At 71.1% G+C, this 17061-nt stretch carries 14 protein-coding genes; 11 read left to right on the top strand and 3 right to left on the bottom strand.

What is annotated here, in order from left to right; translation table 11 throughout:
• Window positions 1-102 precede the first annotated feature (102 nt).
• Complete coding sequence (locus ACZ4UU_RS09045; RefSeq protein ID WP_468037946.1) at window positions 103-1914, top strand: BACON domain-containing protein; 1812 nt, start codon at window positions 103-105, stop codon at window positions 1912-1914.
• Between the two features lie 83 nt (window positions 1915-1997).
• Here ACZ4UU_RS09045 and ACZ4UU_RS09040 read toward each other — a convergent pair whose 3' ends face one another.
• Entirely contained in the window at window positions 1998-2858 is an 861-nt protein-coding gene (locus ACZ4UU_RS09040; protein WP_468037944.1) for a DUF3109 family protein, read from the bottom strand.
• Window positions 2859-2941: 83 nt separating this feature from the next.
• Between ACZ4UU_RS09040 and ACZ4UU_RS09035 the strand changes: the two genes are divergently transcribed.
• The 4 genes from ACZ4UU_RS09035 (at window position 2942) to ilvD (ending at window position 8130) form a co-directional block, all read left to right on the top strand.
• On the top strand, window positions 2942-3874 hold the full coding sequence (locus ACZ4UU_RS09035; RefSeq protein ID WP_468037942.1) for a Ppx/GppA family phosphatase: 933 nt from the start codon (window positions 2942-2944) through the stop codon (window positions 3872-3874).
• Window positions 3875-4634: 760 nt separating this feature from the next.
• The gene (locus tag ACZ4UU_RS09030; protein WP_079056554.1) at window positions 4635-5459 is read left to right on the top strand and encodes a sugar phosphate isomerase/epimerase family protein; all 825 of its coding nucleotides are present in this window, start codon (window positions 4635-4637) and stop codon (window positions 5457-5459) included.
• Entirely contained in the window at window positions 5456-6082 is a 627-nt protein-coding gene (locus ACZ4UU_RS09025; RefSeq protein ID WP_468037940.1) for a TetR/AcrR family transcriptional regulator, read from the top strand. Before ACZ4UU_RS09030 ends, ACZ4UU_RS09025 begins: the two co-directional genes overlap by 4 nt.
• 194 nt (window positions 6083-6276) lie before the next feature.
• A complete protein-coding gene (gene ilvD / locus ACZ4UU_RS09020; protein WP_468037938.1) occupies window positions 6277-8130 on the top strand; it encodes a dihydroxy-acid dehydratase in 1854 nt (617 codons plus the stop codon).
• Between the two features lie 71 nt (window positions 8131-8201).
• Here ilvD and ACZ4UU_RS09015 read toward each other — a convergent pair whose 3' ends face one another.
• Window positions 8202-10382 carry a serine/threonine-protein kinase gene (locus tag ACZ4UU_RS09015; RefSeq protein WP_468037936.1) on the bottom strand — a complete coding sequence of 727 codons (2181 nt, stop codon included), beginning with the start codon at window positions 10380-10382 and terminating at the stop codon, window positions 8202-8204.
• Window positions 10383-10564: 182 nt separating this feature from the next.
• Here ACZ4UU_RS09015 and ACZ4UU_RS09010 point away from each other — a divergent pair, with 182 nt between their 5' ends.
• The 6 genes from ACZ4UU_RS09010 to proC all read left to right on the top strand — a co-directional run bounded on the left by ACZ4UU_RS09010 (window position 10565) and on the right by proC (window position 15335).
• The gene (locus ACZ4UU_RS09010) at window positions 10565-10921 is read left to right on the top strand and encodes an SH3 domain-containing protein (RefSeq protein WP_468037934.1); all 357 of its coding nucleotides are present in this window, start codon (window positions 10565-10567) and stop codon (window positions 10919-10921) included.
• A gap of 73 nt (window positions 10922-10994) precedes the next feature.
• Window positions 10995-11498 (top strand): EamA/RhaT family transporter, encoded by a 504-nt coding sequence (locus ACZ4UU_RS09005; protein ID WP_468037933.1) that lies wholly within the window; start codon window positions 10995-10997, stop codon window positions 11496-11498.
• Between the two features lie 394 nt (window positions 11499-11892).
• Window positions 11893-12663 carry a class I SAM-dependent methyltransferase gene (locus ACZ4UU_RS09000; protein ID WP_468037931.1) on the top strand — a complete coding sequence of 257 codons (771 nt, stop codon included), beginning with the start codon at window positions 11893-11895 and terminating at the stop codon, window positions 12661-12663.
• Between the two features lie 160 nt (window positions 12664-12823).
• Complete coding sequence (locus ACZ4UU_RS08995) at window positions 12824-13624, top strand: ABC transporter ATP-binding protein (protein WP_468037929.1); 801 nt, start codon at window positions 12824-12826, stop codon at window positions 13622-13624.
• A complete protein-coding gene (locus tag ACZ4UU_RS08990; RefSeq protein WP_468037927.1) occupies window positions 13621-14412 on the top strand; it encodes an ABC transporter permease in 792 nt (263 codons plus the stop codon). Before ACZ4UU_RS08995 ends, ACZ4UU_RS08990 begins: the two co-directional genes overlap by 4 nt.
• 107 nt (window positions 14413-14519) lie before the next feature.
• Complete coding sequence (proC, locus tag ACZ4UU_RS08985) at window positions 14520-15335, top strand: pyrroline-5-carboxylate reductase (RefSeq protein ID WP_468037925.1); 816 nt, start codon at window positions 14520-14522, stop codon at window positions 15333-15335.
• A gap of 42 nt (window positions 15336-15377) precedes the next feature.
• Here proC and trpS read toward each other — a convergent pair whose 3' ends face one another.
• A complete protein-coding gene (gene trpS / locus ACZ4UU_RS08980) occupies window positions 15378-16430 on the bottom strand; it encodes a tryptophan--tRNA ligase (protein ID WP_468037923.1) in 1053 nt (350 codons plus the stop codon).
• Between the last annotated feature and the right edge of the window lie 631 nt (window positions 16431-17061).

The raw sequence follows: 17061 nt of genomic DNA, 5'->3' as shown, positions 1-17061 counted from the left end.
ATCCCGGGTTCCCGTACCCCATTGAGGGATCGTTTCACCCGTACGGATTAAAACTGCTCAAGCAGGCAGAAGGCGCCACGCCGGGCCGCCTACGGTCCACCAATGACGAGCAGCAGTCCGGAGACCTCGACCCGCACCGCCGGCGCGCATCGGGCGCATCGGGAGGCGCGTGATCGTGCGGCGGCGCGCACCATGGCGCAGCGGCCGCCCGCGCGCTACGAGCCGTATCTGGACGGGCTGTTCACCTACTGCCTGTCCGTGCTGTGCGACCACGACACCGCGACCGCCGCTCTCGGCGACGCCCTCGCGCTCGCCGAGCGGCGCGGGCAGCGGGTGCCGGAGACCGCCGCGGACCGCAGGCCCTGGCTGTACGCGCTGGCCCGCTGGGCGTGTCTGCGGAAGCTGGCCGAGGCCAAGCAGAAACGTCAGGGCAGCCATGCGGCGGGCCGCCCCGGCGTCCATCGGCAGGCGGGGGCGCAGTCCGCCCGGCCGGGTGTCTCCGAGGAGGTCCAGGAGCAGCGGCGCCGCGAACTGGCCCTGCTGGCCTGGCCGGAGGCCGCCGGGACCACCCCGGAGCAGCGCGAGGCCCTCGAACTCGCCGTACGCCACCACCTCGCCGCCCACGAGGTCGCCGCCGTCCTCGGCCTCGACCTGGCCGCAGCCCGCGAGCTGCTCGCCTCCGCCGCCTGCGAGGTCGAGCGCACGCGCGCGGCTCTCGCCGTCGTCGAGACCGGAGCCTGTCCGAGCGTCGCCCGCCTCACCGGCGACAACCAGGTCGTCCTCGGCACCGCCCTGCGCCGCGAACTCGTCCGGCACGTCGACGACTGCCCGCGCTGCCGCCGCACCGCCGAGCGCGCCATCCCGGGCCGGTGGCCCGGCGCGGCCGTCACCCCCGCCGAACTGCCCGTCCTCCAGGCACCTCGCGCGGCCCTCCACATGGCTCTCGCGCACGCCCCACGCGCGCGGGGCGTGGCCGTACCGCGCTTCGACCGGCGCGGCTTCCCGATGGATCCGAAGGACCGCGCCGCCCGCAGGGACCGTCTGCGCGCGCGTGCCGTCACCACGACCGTCGTCGCCACCGTCGTCGCCGCCCCGGTCCTCGCCCTGTGGGCGGCCTACCGGGGCACCGCGACCGGCGAAGGCGTCGACGGACACTCGGCCAGCGCGAGCGAGGCACACGGCCCGGGCGCCCTCGACGGCGACGCCGCGGGCGACGGCTACGAGAACGCCGGGAACGCGAGCGCCAAGCGGGGGGAGAGTCTCGGCGAGCGCGGCACACCGGACGTCTCCGTGGAGGTCATCAGCGTCAGCGGCGCGCACGCGGCGGGCGCCGGGCGGCTGGAGGTGTCGGCCGGCAACAGCGGTGACACGACGTCCGTCACCCTCACGGCGACGGGGCGTACGCCGGTGCGCTGGTCCGCGAGCACCGGTGCGCACTGGCTCTATCTGAGCCAGTCGGCGGGAACGCTGGCGCCCGGCGAGTCGTTGACGATCAGGGTGTACGTCGACCATCTGCGCGAGCCGTCCGGGCACTGGAGCGCGCGCGTGGCGATCTCACCGGCCGGCGCCCTCGTCTCCATCGAGGGCTACGGCACCGCCCCGAGCCCCTCCGACCCGGGCCATGGCCCCGGTCCGGCCCCACACCCCACCGACCCGACCGCCCCCGGGACGCCCAGCGAGCCGCCGCCCTCGTCCTCCGGACCCGACCCGACGCCGACGACTCCGGCCCCGACCGACCCTGGGACGCCGAGCGAGCCGCCGCCGTCGTCTCCCGACCCCGATCCGTCGCCCACGGCCGACGATCCGTCGCCGTCCGGCCCGTCGGATCCGTCAGGTCCGTCAGGTCCGTCCGGCCCGGGGGGCTCGACGCCGCCGCCGAGCGGGAGCGGCGACCCGAGCCCGGCGGGGTCGTAGGCGCCGGTGCCGCCGGGTGGCCAGGGAGGCCGTGGTCGACGGGATCCGCCGGGTGGGCGGGATCCGCTGGGTGGCCAGGGTGGCTAGTCGACGGGATCCGCCGGGTGCGGGGCCACCATCGGCAGCTGCGAGGCCAGCCGCTGCTCGCACAGCTCGACCAGGCGGTCGTATCCCGCCTTGCCCATCAGCTCCGTCAGCTCCGGCCGGTAGGACACGTACACCGGGTCGCCCGCGCCGTGCGCCGAGGTCGCCGACGTGCACCACCAGTGCAGGTCATGGCCGCCCGGACCCCAGCCTCGGCGGTCGTACTCACCGATCGACACCTGGAGCACACGGGTGTCGTCGGGCCGGTCGATCCAGTCGTACGTCCGCCGGACCGGCAGCTGCCAGCAGACATCCGGCTTGGTCTCCAGCGGCTCGCGGCCCTCCTTCAGGGCGAGGATGTGCAGCGAGCAGCCCGCGCCGCCCGCGAAGCCGGGGCGGTTCTGGAAGATGCACGAGCCGTTGAACGGGCGGGTCTGGCGGTCGCCGTCCTCGTCCTCCGAGATCCAGCCGTGCTCCATGCCCTCGTCATGGTGCTGCCAGATCTCCGGCGTGAGCCTCGCCACATGCTCCGCGACGCGCTTCTCGTCGTCCTCGTCCGAGAAATGGGCCCCCAGCGTGCAGCAGCCGTCATCCGCGCGGCCCGCCTGGATGCCCTGGCAGCCGCTGCCGAAGATGCAGTTCCAACGGGAGGTCAGCCATGTCAGATCGCAGCGGAAGACCTGCTCGTCGTCCGCCGGATCAGGGAACTCCACCCATGCGCGGGCGAAGTCGAGCCCCTTCTCGTCCGGTTCCGGGGAGTCCTTCTGGGGCTTCTTCGCCTTGGTGGCCGCCTTCGCCTGCGAAGAACCCTTGTCGGATTTGGGCGTCTTACCGTTCTTCGCCTTTTTCGTCTTTGGCACGGGTCCAGGGTACGGCGTCCGTACCTGCGGCTTCGAGGACCTTGAGGGTCGGAGGAACGGCCGGTGGCAGTAGCGTTCCGTACATGAGACTCGGTGTCCTCGACGTGGGATCTAACACGGTGCATCTGCTGGTGGTGGATGCGCACCCTGGCGCGCGCCCGTTGCCCGCGCACTCGCACAAGGTGGAGCTGCGTCTTGCCCAACTCCTCGATGACAGCGGCGCCATCGGTCCCGAGGGGGTCGACAAGCTGATCGGCGTCATTCACGACGCGCTCCAGGCTGCCGAGGACAAGGGCGTCGAGGAAGTGCTGCCGTTCGCGACGTCCGCGGTGCGGGAGGCCGACAACGCCGATGACGTGCTCGCGCGCGTGAAGGCTGAAACCGGCGTTGAGCTGCAGGTTCTCACCGGGTCCGAGGAGGCTCGGCTGACCTTCCTCGCTGCTCGGCGGTGGTTCGGGTGGTCGGCCGGGAAGCTGCTCGTGCTGGACATCGGGGGCGGGTCGCTGGAGATCGCCTACGGCATCGACGAGGAGCCGGACGCGGCGGTGTCGCTGCCGCTCGGGGCCGGACGGCTGACGGCGGGGTGGCTGCCGGGCGATCCGCCGGAGGCGGAGGACATACGTGGGCTCCGGCGGCACGTCCGGGCGCAGATCGCTCGCACGGTCGGCGAATTCAGCCGTTTCGGTGCGCCGGACCATGTGGTCGCGACGTCCAAGACCTTCAAACAACTGGCCCGCATCGCCGGCGCCGCCCGCTCCGCGGAGGGCCTGTACACCCAGCGCGAGCTGAAGCGGGAGTCCCTGGAGGCGTGGGTCCCGCGCCTTGCGGGGATGACGGTGGCCCAGCGCGCGGAACTCCCCGGGGTCTCCGAGGGACGGGCGGGGCAGCTGCTGGCGGGCGCGTTGGTGGCCGAGGGGGCGATGGATCTGTTCGGGGTGGAGACGCTCGAGGTCTGTCCTTGGGCGCTGCGGGAGGGCGTGATCCTGCGGAAGTTGGATCACTTGTCAGTGGATTGATGCCTGCGGCGGCCCGTTGCATTGCCGCCCGGCCCCCCGCAGGACTTCGCCGGTCCGGGCGTCCCAGCCGGCCGGGCATTCGAGGACGGGCCATTGCCGTCCCGCCCCCCCGCAGGTGCCACGCCGGTTCGGGCGCTCCCAGCCCGCCCGGCATTCGAGAACGAGGCATTGCCGTCCCGACCCCCACCCACCCACAGGCGCTACGCCACCCCAGGCACCCCCAGCCCGCCCGGCATTCGAGGACGGGCCATTGCTGTCCCAGGCCCCCACCCACCCGCAGGTGGCTTCGCCGGTCCGGTGACCCTCAGCCCACCCGGTGTCCGAGGACAAGGCCGTCCCAGGCCCCCACCCACCCGCAGGTGGCTTCGCCGGTCTCCAGTGACCCTCAGCCCACCCGGTGTCCGAGGACAAGGCCGTCCCAAGCCCCCACCCACCCGCAGGGGGCTTCGCTGCCCAAGGCACCCCTCAGCCCGTCCGGCGTTTGAGGACGAGGCCGTTGAGGCCGATGGGGGTCCAGGGGGCGGAGCCCCTTGGCGGGGTCGAAGGGGCGGAGCCCCTGGGGATGGGACGGGTAGGGGCGGCGGGGGCGAGGAAAGCGGGGGCCGGGGGGCGCGTGAGGCCCGCCACACACCACCCCGCACCGCTCCACCCCCACCCCCGGCATAACCCCAGTTCGCACCCTTGGCCGATTGCAACCCCTCCCCCCAGCCACAAAGCCATCGGTTCCCCCGCCCCCACCCCCGCCCCGTACGCTGTCCCCGTGGCAGAACCAGTGGTGCGCATCCCGGATGCGAAGGTCGCCCTGTCGACGGCCTCGGTCTATCCGGAGTCGACGGCGACGGCCTTCGAGATCGCGGCGCGCCTCGGGTACGACGGCGTCGAGGTCATGGTGTGGACCGACCCGGTCAGCCAGGACATGGAGGCCCTGCGGAGGCTCAGCGACTACCACCGCATCCCGATCCTCGCCGTCCACGCCCCATGCCTGCTGATCACCCAGCGTGTGTGGTCCACCGACCCCTGGACCAAGCTCCAGCGCGCCCAGGCGGCCGCCGAGAAGCTGGGGGCCGGCACCGTCGTCGTACACCCCCCGTTCCGCTGGCAGCGCCAGTACGCCCGCGACTTCGTCGAGGGAATCTGGCGGATGGCGAACGAGACGGATGTGCGGTTCGCCGTCGAGAACATGTACCCCTGGCGCTACCGCGACCGCGAGATGCTCGCGTACGCCCCCGACTGGGACGTCACGAACGACGACTACCGGCACTTCACGATCGACCTCAGCCACACCGCCACCGCCCGCAGCGACGCGCTCCAGATGGTCGACCGCATGGGCGACCGGCTCGGGCACGTCCACCTCGCCGACGGCAGGGGGTCGGCCAAGGACGAGCATCTCGTTCCCGGCCGCGGCACCCAGCCCTGCGCCGAGGTGCTGGAGCGGCTCGCCCTGACCGGGTTCGACGGGCACGTCGTCATCGAGGTCAACACCCGCCGCGCGATGTCCAGCGCCGAACGTGAGGCCGACCTCGCCGAGGCCCTCGCCTTCACGCGGCTGCACCTGGCCTCCGCGGTGAAGGTTCCCCGGCCGTGACCGACACCACCTCCGGACCGGGCGGGGTGAGCTCCCGACGCCGCGGCCGACCCCCGCGTACGGAATCCGCCGACACCCGCGACCGCATCCTGGCCGCGGCCCGCGAGGAGTTCTCCGAGCGGGGCTACGAGAAGACGTCCGTGCGGGGGATCGCCAAGGCGGCCGGGGTGGACTCGGCGCTCGTGCACCACTATTTCGGCACCAAGGAGCAGGTCTTCGAGGCATCGGTGGAGGTCGCCTTCGCGCCCGCCCTGAAGGTGCGGGACGTCGTGCTGGAAGGACCCCTCGATGATGTCGGGGAACGTATGACCCGCGTCATCTTCGGGCTCTGGGAGAACCCCGTCACGCGAAAGCCGCTGCTGGCGATCGTGCGGTCCGCGGTCAACAACGACGCCGCGGCCGCCGTCTTCCGACGCCTCGTCTCCGCTCAGCTGCTCCGCCGTATCGCCGGCGAGATCGACGCCCCGGACGCGGATCTGCGCGCCGAGCTGGCGGCCGCGCAGCTGGTGGGCATCGCGATGATGCGGTACGTCATCAAGATCGAGCCGATCGCCTCGGTGGACGTGGAGCAGATCATCGGGCGGGTGGCGCCGGTGGTGCAGGGGCATCTCACCGGGCGGTGACGGCGCGGCAGGCCGGTCTCGCCCTGCGCTGCCGGGGGAATTTCGGCGGTCGGCCGACCCCGGATGGCTGCTCCGCGAGACATTCGTCCCGTATTACGGACACCTCGTCCCGCCCTCTGGATGACCGGCGTACGCTCGTTAGCAGTCAGAAGTCTCTGATCGCAGTCTCTGCAGTCCCTAAGGAGCGAGCGACGATGCCCGAGCTGAGGTCCCGCACAGTCACCCACGGCCGCAACATGGCGGGCGCCCGCGCCCTTATGCGCGCCTCCGGTGTACCCGGTGCGGACATCGGCCGGAAGCCGATCATCGCGGTGGCGAACTCGTTCACCGAGTTCGTGCCCGGCCACACCCACCTCCAGCCCGTCGGGCGGATCGTCAGCGAGGCGATCAGGGAGGCCGGCGGCATCCCGCGCGAGTTCAACACCATCGCCGTCGACGACGGCATCGCCATGGGGCACGGCGGCATGCTCTACTCCCTGCCGTCCCGCGATCTCATCGCCGACAGCGTGGAGTACATGGTCGAGGCACACTGCGCCGACGCCCTGATCTGCATCTCCAACTGCGACAAGATCACCCCGGGCATGCTGAACGCCGCCCTGCGGCTCAACATCCCCACCGTCTTCGTCTCGGGCGGCCCGATGGAGTCCGGCCGCGCCACGCTGGTCGACGGCACGGTCCGCACGCTCGACCTGGTCGACGCGATCTCCGACGCCGTGAACGACAAGATCTCGGACGAGGACATCCTCCGTATCGAGGAGAACGCCTGTCCGACCTGCGGCTCCTGTTCCGGCATGTTCACCGCCAACTCGATGAACTGCCTGACCGAGGCCATCGGTCTCTCCCTGCCCGGCAACGGCTCGGTCCTCGCCACGCACACGGCCCGCAAGGCCCTGTACGAGGACGCCGCCCGCACGGTCATGGACATCACCCGCCGCTACTACGAGCAGGACGACGACACCGTCCTCCCGCGCAACGTCGCCACCTTCGCGGCCTTCGAGAACGCCATGGCCCTCGACATCGCGATGGGCGGCTCCACCAACACGATCCTGCACCTGCTGGCCGCGGCCCAGGAGGCGGGCGTCCCCTTCGGGCTGAACGAGATCGACGCGGTCTCGCGCCGGGTCCCCTGCCTGGCCAAGGTCGCTCCGAACGTCGCCAAGGACCGCACGTACTACATGGAGGACGTGCACCGAGCCGGCGGCATCCCCGCCCTGCTGGGCGAGCTGCAGCGCGCCGGGCTGCTGAACGAGGACGTCCACGCCGTCCACAGCCCCTCCCTGGCGGACTGGCTGAAGACCTGGGACGTGCGCGGCGGCTCGCCCTCGCCGGAGGCCGTCGAGCTGTGGCACGCCGCCCCCGGCTGTGTCCGGTCGGCGGAGGCCTTCTCGCAGTCCGAGCGCTGGGCGGCCCTCGACGAGGACGCCGAGGGCGGCTGCATCCGCAGCGCCGAGCACGCGTACTCCAAGGACGGCGGCCTCGCGGTCCTCAAGGGCAACCTCGCCGTCGACGGCTGCGTGGTGAAGACGGCGGGCGTCGACGAGTCCATCTGGACCTTCGAGGGCCCGGCGGTCGTCTGCGAGTCGCAGGAAGAGGCCGTCGAGAAGATCCTCAACAAGCAGGTGACCGACGGGGATGTCGTGGTCATCCGTTACGAGGGCCCCAAGGGCGGCCCCGGTATGCAGGAGATGCTCTACCCGACGTCCTTCCTCAAGGGCCGCGGCCTCGGCAAGACCTGCGCCCTGATCACCGACGGCCGCTTCTCCGGCGGCACCTCCGGCCTGTCCATCGGTCACGCCTCCCCGGAGGCCGCGTCCGGCGGCACGATCGCCCTCGTCGAGGACGGCGACCGTATCCGCATCGACATCCCGAATCGCTCGATCGAGTTGCTGGTCGAGGACGCGGAACTCGCCCGCCGTGAGCAGGCGTTGAACGGGGCGTACGCCCCGAAGGGCCGCGAGCGTAAGGTGTCCGCGGCACTGCGGGCCTACGCCGCGATGGCGACCAGCGCGGACAAGGGCGCGGTCCGGGATGTGACCAAGCTGGGCTGATGACCTGGCTGGGCTGACGTAAGCGCACGTATCGCAGGGTCCGTCTCCTCAGGGGACGGCCCCTGCGTCTGTCACCAGGCCGACGGGTCCTCGGTGTCGGCGGCGAACACGGTGCCGTCGGGGGCGGTCGCGTAGACGTGGCCGTCGTCGAGCACAGGTTCGGGCAGATCGGCCGCCACCCGGTCCGAGCTCGCACCGAGCCGCGGGGGCGTCTGGCCCACGAGCCGACCGTCGTCGGCGTCCACGGCGAGCAGCCGGCCGTCAGGGGCACTGACGTACACATGACGGCCGTCACTGACGGGCGACGACGTACGCAGCACGGACGTCTCCAGACTCCACAGCTGCTTGCCCGCCTCCATGTCGACGGCGCTCACCTTCCCTTCGCCGCCCACGAGGTAGACGACATCCCCGCGCACGGTGCCGTGCACACGCGAGAGCGGCAGGGGCAGCGGCACCCGTCGCGAGGTCCGGTCGGCGGGGGAGTAGCGGACCAGGGCCCGCGCATCGCTGTAGACGCCCTCGATGGAGACGAAGAAGACCGAGCCGTCCGACGTGCCGACGGGCTCCAGCGTCCCCTCCAGCCGGGCGTCCCAACGCACGTCACCCGTGGCCGGATCGACCGCGACGACCCGCGTGCCCGAACCGTCGACGGACGCGCTCGTCGCGTACGCCAGAGAGTCTCCGGCGAACGAAACGAAGTTCGGCGCCTGGACACCCGGTACGCGTCGGCTCCACTTGGTCTCCCCCGACCCGGCGTCCACGCCGGTGACCGTGCCGTCGGCGCCGGTGAGCAGCAGCATGCCTGCGACGGCCACCGAATCGCCGTGCGCGGGCACGTCCCGCTGCCAACGCGCCTTGCCCGTCGCCGGATCGAGCGCCTCCAGCCGCCGCCCCTGCCCGGACCACGGGTGGACGAGGCCGCCCGCCACGGCCGGCGCGCCGCCCACCTGCGACGTGTCGACGGGGTGCCGCCACAGCAGCCGGCCGTCCAGCGGGTCGAGCGCGAAGACGAGCCCGTCCTGCGCGCACACCAGCTTGCCCGCCCTGTGGGAGCACAGCGGCGTGTCCTTCTCGGGCCCCGGCGTCGCCCACCCGCCGAAAGCGGCCGTGGTCCGCGAGCTTCTGGGCTCCGGCGTCGGCTCCAGACCGTCGAGCAACTGTACGGAGACGAGCGCGGCGACCGAGGCGAGCGCGACGCTCCCGGCCGCGAGGGCCAGCAGCCTTCTCCGGCGGCGGCGTTCGCCGGGCAGCCGCCCGGCCTGCCCCTCGACACGCGGCTTCCGCTCGGCCTTCACCCCGGCCCTCGGTTCGGCCCTCGACTCGAACTCCGACACGGCCCCCGGTTCGATGCCCGGTTCGACGCCCGGCACGGGTTGCTCCTCGGTGCTCCGCTGCGCCGGTATGAACGCCTGGGTGTCGTACGACGCCGCAACCGACCGCAGTTCCCGCATCAACTCGTCGGGCGTGGGCCGGTCCTCGGGCTCCTTGGCCAGACAACGCGCGATGAGCGGGGCGAGATTCGCCGGTACGTCGGTCAGATCCGGCTCGTCATGGACGACCTGGTAGGCGACGACATACGGACTGTCCGAGTCGAACGGCCCCCGCCCCGTCGCCGCGTGCACCATCACGGACCCGAGCGCGAAGACATCGGCTGCGGGCCCGACCTCACGCGGCCGCCGGAACTGCTCGGGCGCCATGAACGGCGGCGTACCGATCAGCTTCCCGGTCTCGGTGCGCAGTTCGCTGTCCTTTGGCCGAGAGATGCCGAAGTCGATGACCTTCGGCCCGTCGTCGGCGAGCAGCACATTGCTGGGCTTCAGGTCCCGATGCACGACGCCGACGCGGTGGATGTCACGCAGCGCCTCCGCCAGTCCGGCCATCAACCGCCGCAACTGCGCGGGCTCCATCGGCCCGTTCCGCTTCACATGGTCGGAGAGCGTCGGACCGGGGATGAACAGCGTGGCCATCCAGGGCCGTGCGTCCTCGGGGTCGGCGTCCACGACCGGCGCGGTGAAGGCCCCGCTGACCCGGCGCGCCGCCCCCACCTCCTGCCGGAACCGCCCCCTGAACTCGGGATCCCTGGCGAACTCGGCATGCACGACCTTCACCGCGAGCTGCATGCCCGAAGTGCTCCGGGCCAGATGGACGATGCCCATGCCGCCGGACCCCAGGCGCGACTCCAGGCGGTAGTGACCGGCGTACTCGGGAAGTTCCGCTTCCGCGCCCGCTCCGGCGTTCTGCTGTGGCGCCATGGGACCACCCCCGTGCTGTTCGTCCGCTCGCGCGACGCACGGAGCCTAGTCGATGACTCGTACGAGACAGAGGCGACTTGCTAGCCTCCGTGTTCCCAACACGCACATGTGTGCGTGGCGTGATTTAGGGGAATCAACGGGACCCCATGGCAGCCATGGGGATCAACGGGGGAGGTTTTGCCATGTCCGCAGATCGCGTCGAAGGTGTCGAAAGAGCCGAAGAAGTCGGGGGCGCAGACACCGAGGAGGCCGTGGCGACGATGACGGCCACCGCGAGCGCCTCGGAGCTGCGCTACTACTCGGTCGCCCCGGGCGTCCGCCTGAACGTCCGCAGGGGCCCCGGCACCAACTACTCCGTCGTCCGCGTCCTGCCCGAGGGCGCCCAGATCCAGATCTTCTGCCAGACACCGGGCACCAACGTGACCGGTCCGTACGGCACCTCGAACATCTGGGACAACATCGACGACGGCGAGTTCGTTTCGGACGCCTACGTGCACACGGGCAGCGACGGCTACGTCCGCCCGCGCTGCTCCTTCTGATCGCCGGACCGCGTAGCAAACACGTACGCATCCCGAAAGGAGCCCGCGGACACGCCGGAGCCATAATCGACGCGTGAGCGAGAAGAACGGCACCCCGGCCACCCCCGCGGGCTCCAGCGGCCCCAGCCCCGAGCCCCTCCGCTTCTTCGGCACGACCTGGGTCGACCACGACAACGGCTACACCGCCCGCCGCATCGCGGTGTCCGTCGGATCGCTGATCACCGCCGCCGTCTCCTGCCTGGTGCTGCGCCTCGCCTACGACGGGCTCCAGCTCTCCGACATCGGCGGCTTCGTCACCGTCCTGATGGTCGTGATGTTCGCGGTCTGCAGCGCGCTCGCCTACCGCCACACCTGGGACGGCTTCAGCAAGCGCCCCGACCCCGACCGCCAGGCCTCCCTCCGCGGCCTGCTGGCCGTCGGCTTCGTCGGCTCCCTCCTCGCCTACTTCTTCCGCTCCCTCACCGAGGCCCCCGGCGAGAACCTCCACCGCGCGGAATACGAGGCAGCACGCAAGCAACACGAGAACCGCACCACCCGCCGCACAGGCAACCCCTCGAAGAAGCGCCGCCGCAGCTAGGGGTGTCTCGAAAGTCCCGCACAGCACCCACGGCGCCCGGCACGCTCCCCCAGAGGGGGCACCCCCACGCGCCGCACCGGCCAAAGGCCCAAGTACGTCCAGCACGAGGGCCTTCGTGCGGCGCGCCGAGGGCACGCACCGGCTGTGGCATCAGCCGCTGCCGCGGCGGGCGCGGGCACCGCGCGGGACTTTCGAAACACCCCCTAGCGCCGACGACCCGACCTCTCCTCATCCCCTGAGCTCCCGCCGCCTCCCGCCCAGTCGCGCCCTCCCCCTTGCTCTCGGGCAAGAGCACCCCGCGCCCAACCCTCACCCCCTCACACCGCCGCGCCCCCTCCGACCCCCTCCCGCCAAACTCGGTGCACGTCGCACCGACCAGGGTCACCATGGCCCTATGACGGCCCCCTCCCACACCGACCGCGCCCACTCCTTCAACGCTGCCGCAGCCCAGTACGCGGCGAACCGCCCCTCCTACCCGTCCGCCCTCTTCGACGCCATCGAGGAACTGGCCGGCCGCTCACTCACCGGCGCACGCGTCGTCGACGTCGGCGCGGGCACCGGCATCGGCACGGCCCTCCTGCGCGGGCGCGGCGCCGACGTACTCGCCGTGGAGCCCGGCGACGGCATGGCAGCCCAGTTCCGCCTCAACCACCCCGACATACCGATCGTCCGCGGCAACGGCAACGCCCTCCCCCTGGCCACCGCCTCCGCCGACTTCGTCACCTACGCCCAGGCCTGGCACTGGACCGACCCGACCCGCTCGACGCCGGAGGCCCTGCGCGTCCTACGCCCCGGCGGCGCACTGGCCCTGTGGTGGAACACCACCCCGCTCGACATCCCCTGGCACATCGCGCAGGCCCAGCGCATCGAGCGTCGCTTCGGCAACCATCCCGTCGTCGAACAGAACGGCAGCGGCGCCCGAGCCGCCCTGGCCGACCCCACCGGCCGCCTCGACTTCACCCGCCGCAAGGTCCGCTGGAGCCGCCGCGTCCCCATAGACATGCACCTCGCGAACCTCGGCAGCCACTCGATCTTCCTGGTCCACGGCACCGAGGCGAGCACCGCCTTCCTCACCGAGGAGAAGCAACACCTCCTCGGCGCCTTCCCCGACGGAATCATCGAAGAGACCTACGACGTCGACCTCCTGGTCGCCACCACCTCCTGACCCTCTCGACCAGCGACACCGGCCCTCGCCGCTCTCTTCTCGCCTCCGCCCGCCCCGCCACGACCCGGCGACGGCGGGCGAGCCATGTCTCGCCATACCTCGGCCCCCAGCCCATGCCCGCCGCTTGACGCCGCCCACCCATCGGAGGATTATTCATCGCATGATGAATTACTCTGCCGTCCGATCCGACCCTCCCGACGAGGCCGCCATCCGAGCCGAAACCCTGAACGTCGTACGCGGAACCCGCCAGGTCCTCCGCGACCTCGACTTCACCGTCCCCCGCGGCCAGATCACCGGCCTCCTCGGCCCGTCGGGCTGCGGCAAGACGACTCTCATGCGGGCCATCGTCGGCACCCAGGCCAAGGTCACCGGCACCCTCGACGTACTCGGCCGCCCCGCCGGCCACCCCACCCTGCGCACCCGCATCGGCTACGTCACCCAAGCCCCCTCCGTCTACGACGACCTGACGATCCGCCAGAACCTCGCCTACTTCGCCGCGATCCTCGACCCCGGCCGCGCGGCAGGCGACCGCCGCCACGAAAACGTCACCCGCGCCATCGACGACGTCGACCTCACCAGCCACGCCGACGCCCTGGCCGGCAACCTCTCCGGCGGCCAGCGCAGCCGCGTCTCCCTCGCCGTCGCCCTACTCGGCACCCCCGAACTCCTCGTCCTCGACGAACCGACAGTCGGCCTGGACCCCGTCCTGCGCCGCGACCTCTGGAACCTCTTCCACGACATCGCCGCCTCCCGCAGCGCCACCCTCCTCATCTCCTCCCACGTCATGGACGAGGCCGAGCGCTGCCACCGCCTCCTTCTCATGCGCGAGGGCCGGATCCTCGCCGACGACACCCCGGACGCCCTCCGCACCCGTACGAACTCCGAGACGGTCGAAGCGGCCTTCCTGCACCTGGTCGACGAGGCCACCGCGGCCGCCGGCGCGAAGGAGACCACGCGATGACCACGACGACGAGCCCGACCACCACACTCCGGCCCGCCCCCACCGGCGCGCTGAACCCGGCCCGCACCGCCGCCACCGCCGCCCGGGTCCTCCGCCAGCTCCGCCACGACCCGCGCACCATCGCGCTGATGCTCCTCGTCCCCTGCGTGATGCTGTTCCTGCTGCGCTACGTCTTCGACGGCAGCCCGCGCACCTTCGACAACATCGGTGCCTCCCTCCTCGGGATCTTCCCGCTGATCACGATGTTCCTGGTCACCTCCATCGCCACCCTGCGCGAACGCACCTCCGGCACCCTCGAACGCCTCCTCGCCATGCCCCTGGGCAAGGGCGACCTGATCGCCGGCTACGCCCTGGCCTTCGGCACTCTCGCGATCATCCAGTCCGCCCTGGCAACCGGACTCGCTCTCTGGCTCCTCGGCCTGGACGTCACCGGCAGTCCCTGGCTGCTCCTGCTCGTGGCCCTGCTCGACGCACTGCTCGGCACCGCGCTCGGTCTCTTCGTCTCGGCGTTCGCGGCCTCCGAATTCCAGGCCGTCCAGTTCATGCCGGCCGTGATCTTCCCCCAGCTCCTCCTCTGCGGCCTCTTCACACCCCGCGACAACATGCACCCCGCCCTGGAAGCCATCTCCAACGTCCTCCCCATGTCCTACGCGGTCGACGGCATGAACGAAGTCCTCAAGCACACCGACATGACCGCCGCCTTCGTCCGCGACGTCCTGATCGTGGCCGGCTGCGCCCTGCTGGTCCTCGGGCTCGGCGCGGCGACCCTGAGGCGCAGGACGTCATGACCGCTCCGGTGGCGTGCTCGTCCCGCCCAGCGGACACGCCCCCTCCGAAGCCGCCCCCGGTGCGAGGATGAACCCGGACGACGCAACCCCCGGAGGGCACCCCAGCCATGACCCAGAAAGTCGCAGTCCTCGGCACCGGCAAGATCGGCGAAGCCCTGCTCAGCGGAATGATCCGCGGCGGCTGGGCCCCGGCCGACCTCCTGGTCACGGCCCGCCGCGCGGAACGAGCCGAAGAACTCCGCACCCGCTACGGAGTCACCCCGGTCACCAACGCGGAAGCCGCCAAGACCGCCGACACCCTGATCCTCACGGTCAAGCCGCAGGACATGGGCACCCTCCTCGACGAACTCGCCCCGCACGTCCCCGCCGACCGCCTGGTCATCAGCGGAGCCGCAGGCATCCCCACCTCCTTCTTCGAGTCCCGCCTCGCCGCCGGCACCCCGGTCGTCCGCGTCATGACGAACACCCCCGCCCTCGTCGACGAGGCCATGTCCGTCATCTCCGCCGGCAGCCACGCCAGCGAAGCCGACCTCGCCCACGCCGAGGAGATCTTCGGCGCCGTGGGCAAGACACTCCGAGTCCCCGAGGGACAGCAGGACGCCTGCACCGCTCTCTCCGGCTCCGGCCCGGCGTACTTCTTCTACCTGGTCGAAGCCATGACCGACGCCGGCATCCTGCTCGGCCTGCCCCGCGACAAGGCCCACGACCTGATCGTCCAGTCCGCGATCGGCGCCGCGACGATGCTCCGCGACAGCGGCGAACACCCCGTCAAGCTCCGCGAGAACGTGACGTCCCCCGCCGGCACCACCATCAACGCCATCCGCGAACTCGAGAACCACGGCGTACGAGCCGCCCTCATCGCCGCCCTCGAAGCCGCCCGCGACCGCAGCCGCGAACTGGCCGCCGGCAGCAACACGAAGTAACGCCCAGGGCCGCCCCAGCCCAGGGGCGGCCCAAGCACACCCCTAGACGGTCATCTCGATATCGGCAGCCGCAGTCGCAGCCGCCCCCGTATCGGCTGCTGCCGCCGGCAGCAAACCGATCGCCCGATACGCGGCATCCACGGTCGGCCGGGCCATCGCCCGAGCTCGCTCCGCACCATCCCGCAGCACCCCCTCCACATAGCCAGGATCCGCGCACAGCTCCCTGTGCCTCTCCTGCACGGGCCTGAGAACCTCGACCACGGCCTCCGCGGTGGCCGACTTCAAAGAGCCGTACGACTCATATACACCGCTCAGCTCCGATGGGTTCCCACCCGTACAGGCAGCCAGGATCTCCAGCAGATTGGCCACCCCAGGCTGCGCGGCCCGGTCGTACACGACCTCCCGCCCGCTGTCGGTCACCGCCCGCATGACCTTCTTCCGCACCACATCCGGCTCATCGAGCAGATAGACGATCCCGGGCCCGGAGTCATCGCTCTTACCCATCTTCGACGCCGGATCCTGCAGATTCATCACCCGAGCCGCGACCTGCGGAGGCGTCGCCCGAGGCACCACGAACGCATGCCCGTACCGCTGGTTGAACCGCACCGCCAGATCCCGCGCGAGCTCCACATGCTGCGTCTGATCGTCCCCGACCGGCACCTCATCAGTCCCGTACGCCAGGATGTCCGCCGCCATCAGCACGGGATACGTCAGCAGCGACAGCCGCACACTCCCCCCGCGCTCCCGCTCCCGCACGGCCTTCTCCTTGTACTGGATCATCCGCCGCATCTCACCGTCCGTGGCCACGCACTCCAGCACGTACGACAGCCGCGCGTGCTCATCCACATGACTCTGTACGAACACCGTGCACAGCTCCGGATCCAGCCCCGACGCAAGCAACAACGTCGCCGCCTGCCGACTGAGCCTGCGCACCCGTGCCGGATCGTGGTCCACGGTCAGCGCGTGCAGATCGACGATGCAGAACAGCGCGTCGGCCTGGTGCTGATCGACGGTCGCCCACCGCCGCATGGCCCCCAGGTAGTTCCCCAGCGTCAGATGCCCGGTCGGCTTGACCCCACTGAAAACCCGCTTCATATCTCTCCACCTCCTGGTCGAGGCCGCCGACCCCGGCCGGCCGACCCTCAGAACCTCTGGAGGGAGAAACGAGAACGGCCGCCGAGGCGGCGGCCGTTGAGTGCATACGTGACTACGGCCGCCGTCAGGCGGCCCACCACAGCTGGGTGCACGTACGCGTCGTCATGCGTCCCAGAGTACGCCCCGAGGGTGCCGCCCGGCGTGAAGTTGACACGCCCTGACCCGGTCCGTAGTGTTCTCCGAGTTGTCCGACGTGAGCGCCGACTTCGGTCGGTCCCCGGACAGCCACTCCGCAAGTACCAACCACCATTCGACGACAGTCGATCAGTCTGCCGTCGTTTCATTGGTATGCGTATTTACGGAATGAGGAATCCGCGTTCGACAGAACGCCGCCCCCGATTAGCTCGGGAGCAGGGAATCCGCTAAAGTCTCACTCGTCGGAACGGCCCAACGGCCGCGAAGACAAGCCCCGCTGACTGGGGGTCAGGCCCGAAAGGATCTGATAGAGTCGGAGTCGCCGGAAAGGGAAACGCGGAAGCGGGAACCTGGAAAGCACCGAGGAAATCGGATCGGAAAAGGATCTGATAGAGTCGGAAACGCAAGACCGAAGGGAAGCGCCCGGAGGAAAGCC

This window comes from Streptomyces sp. NPDC028907 (assembly GCF_055564995.1).
Note: the sequence above shows the minus strand (reverse complement) of the source record. Positions and strands in the feature narration are given on the sequence as shown.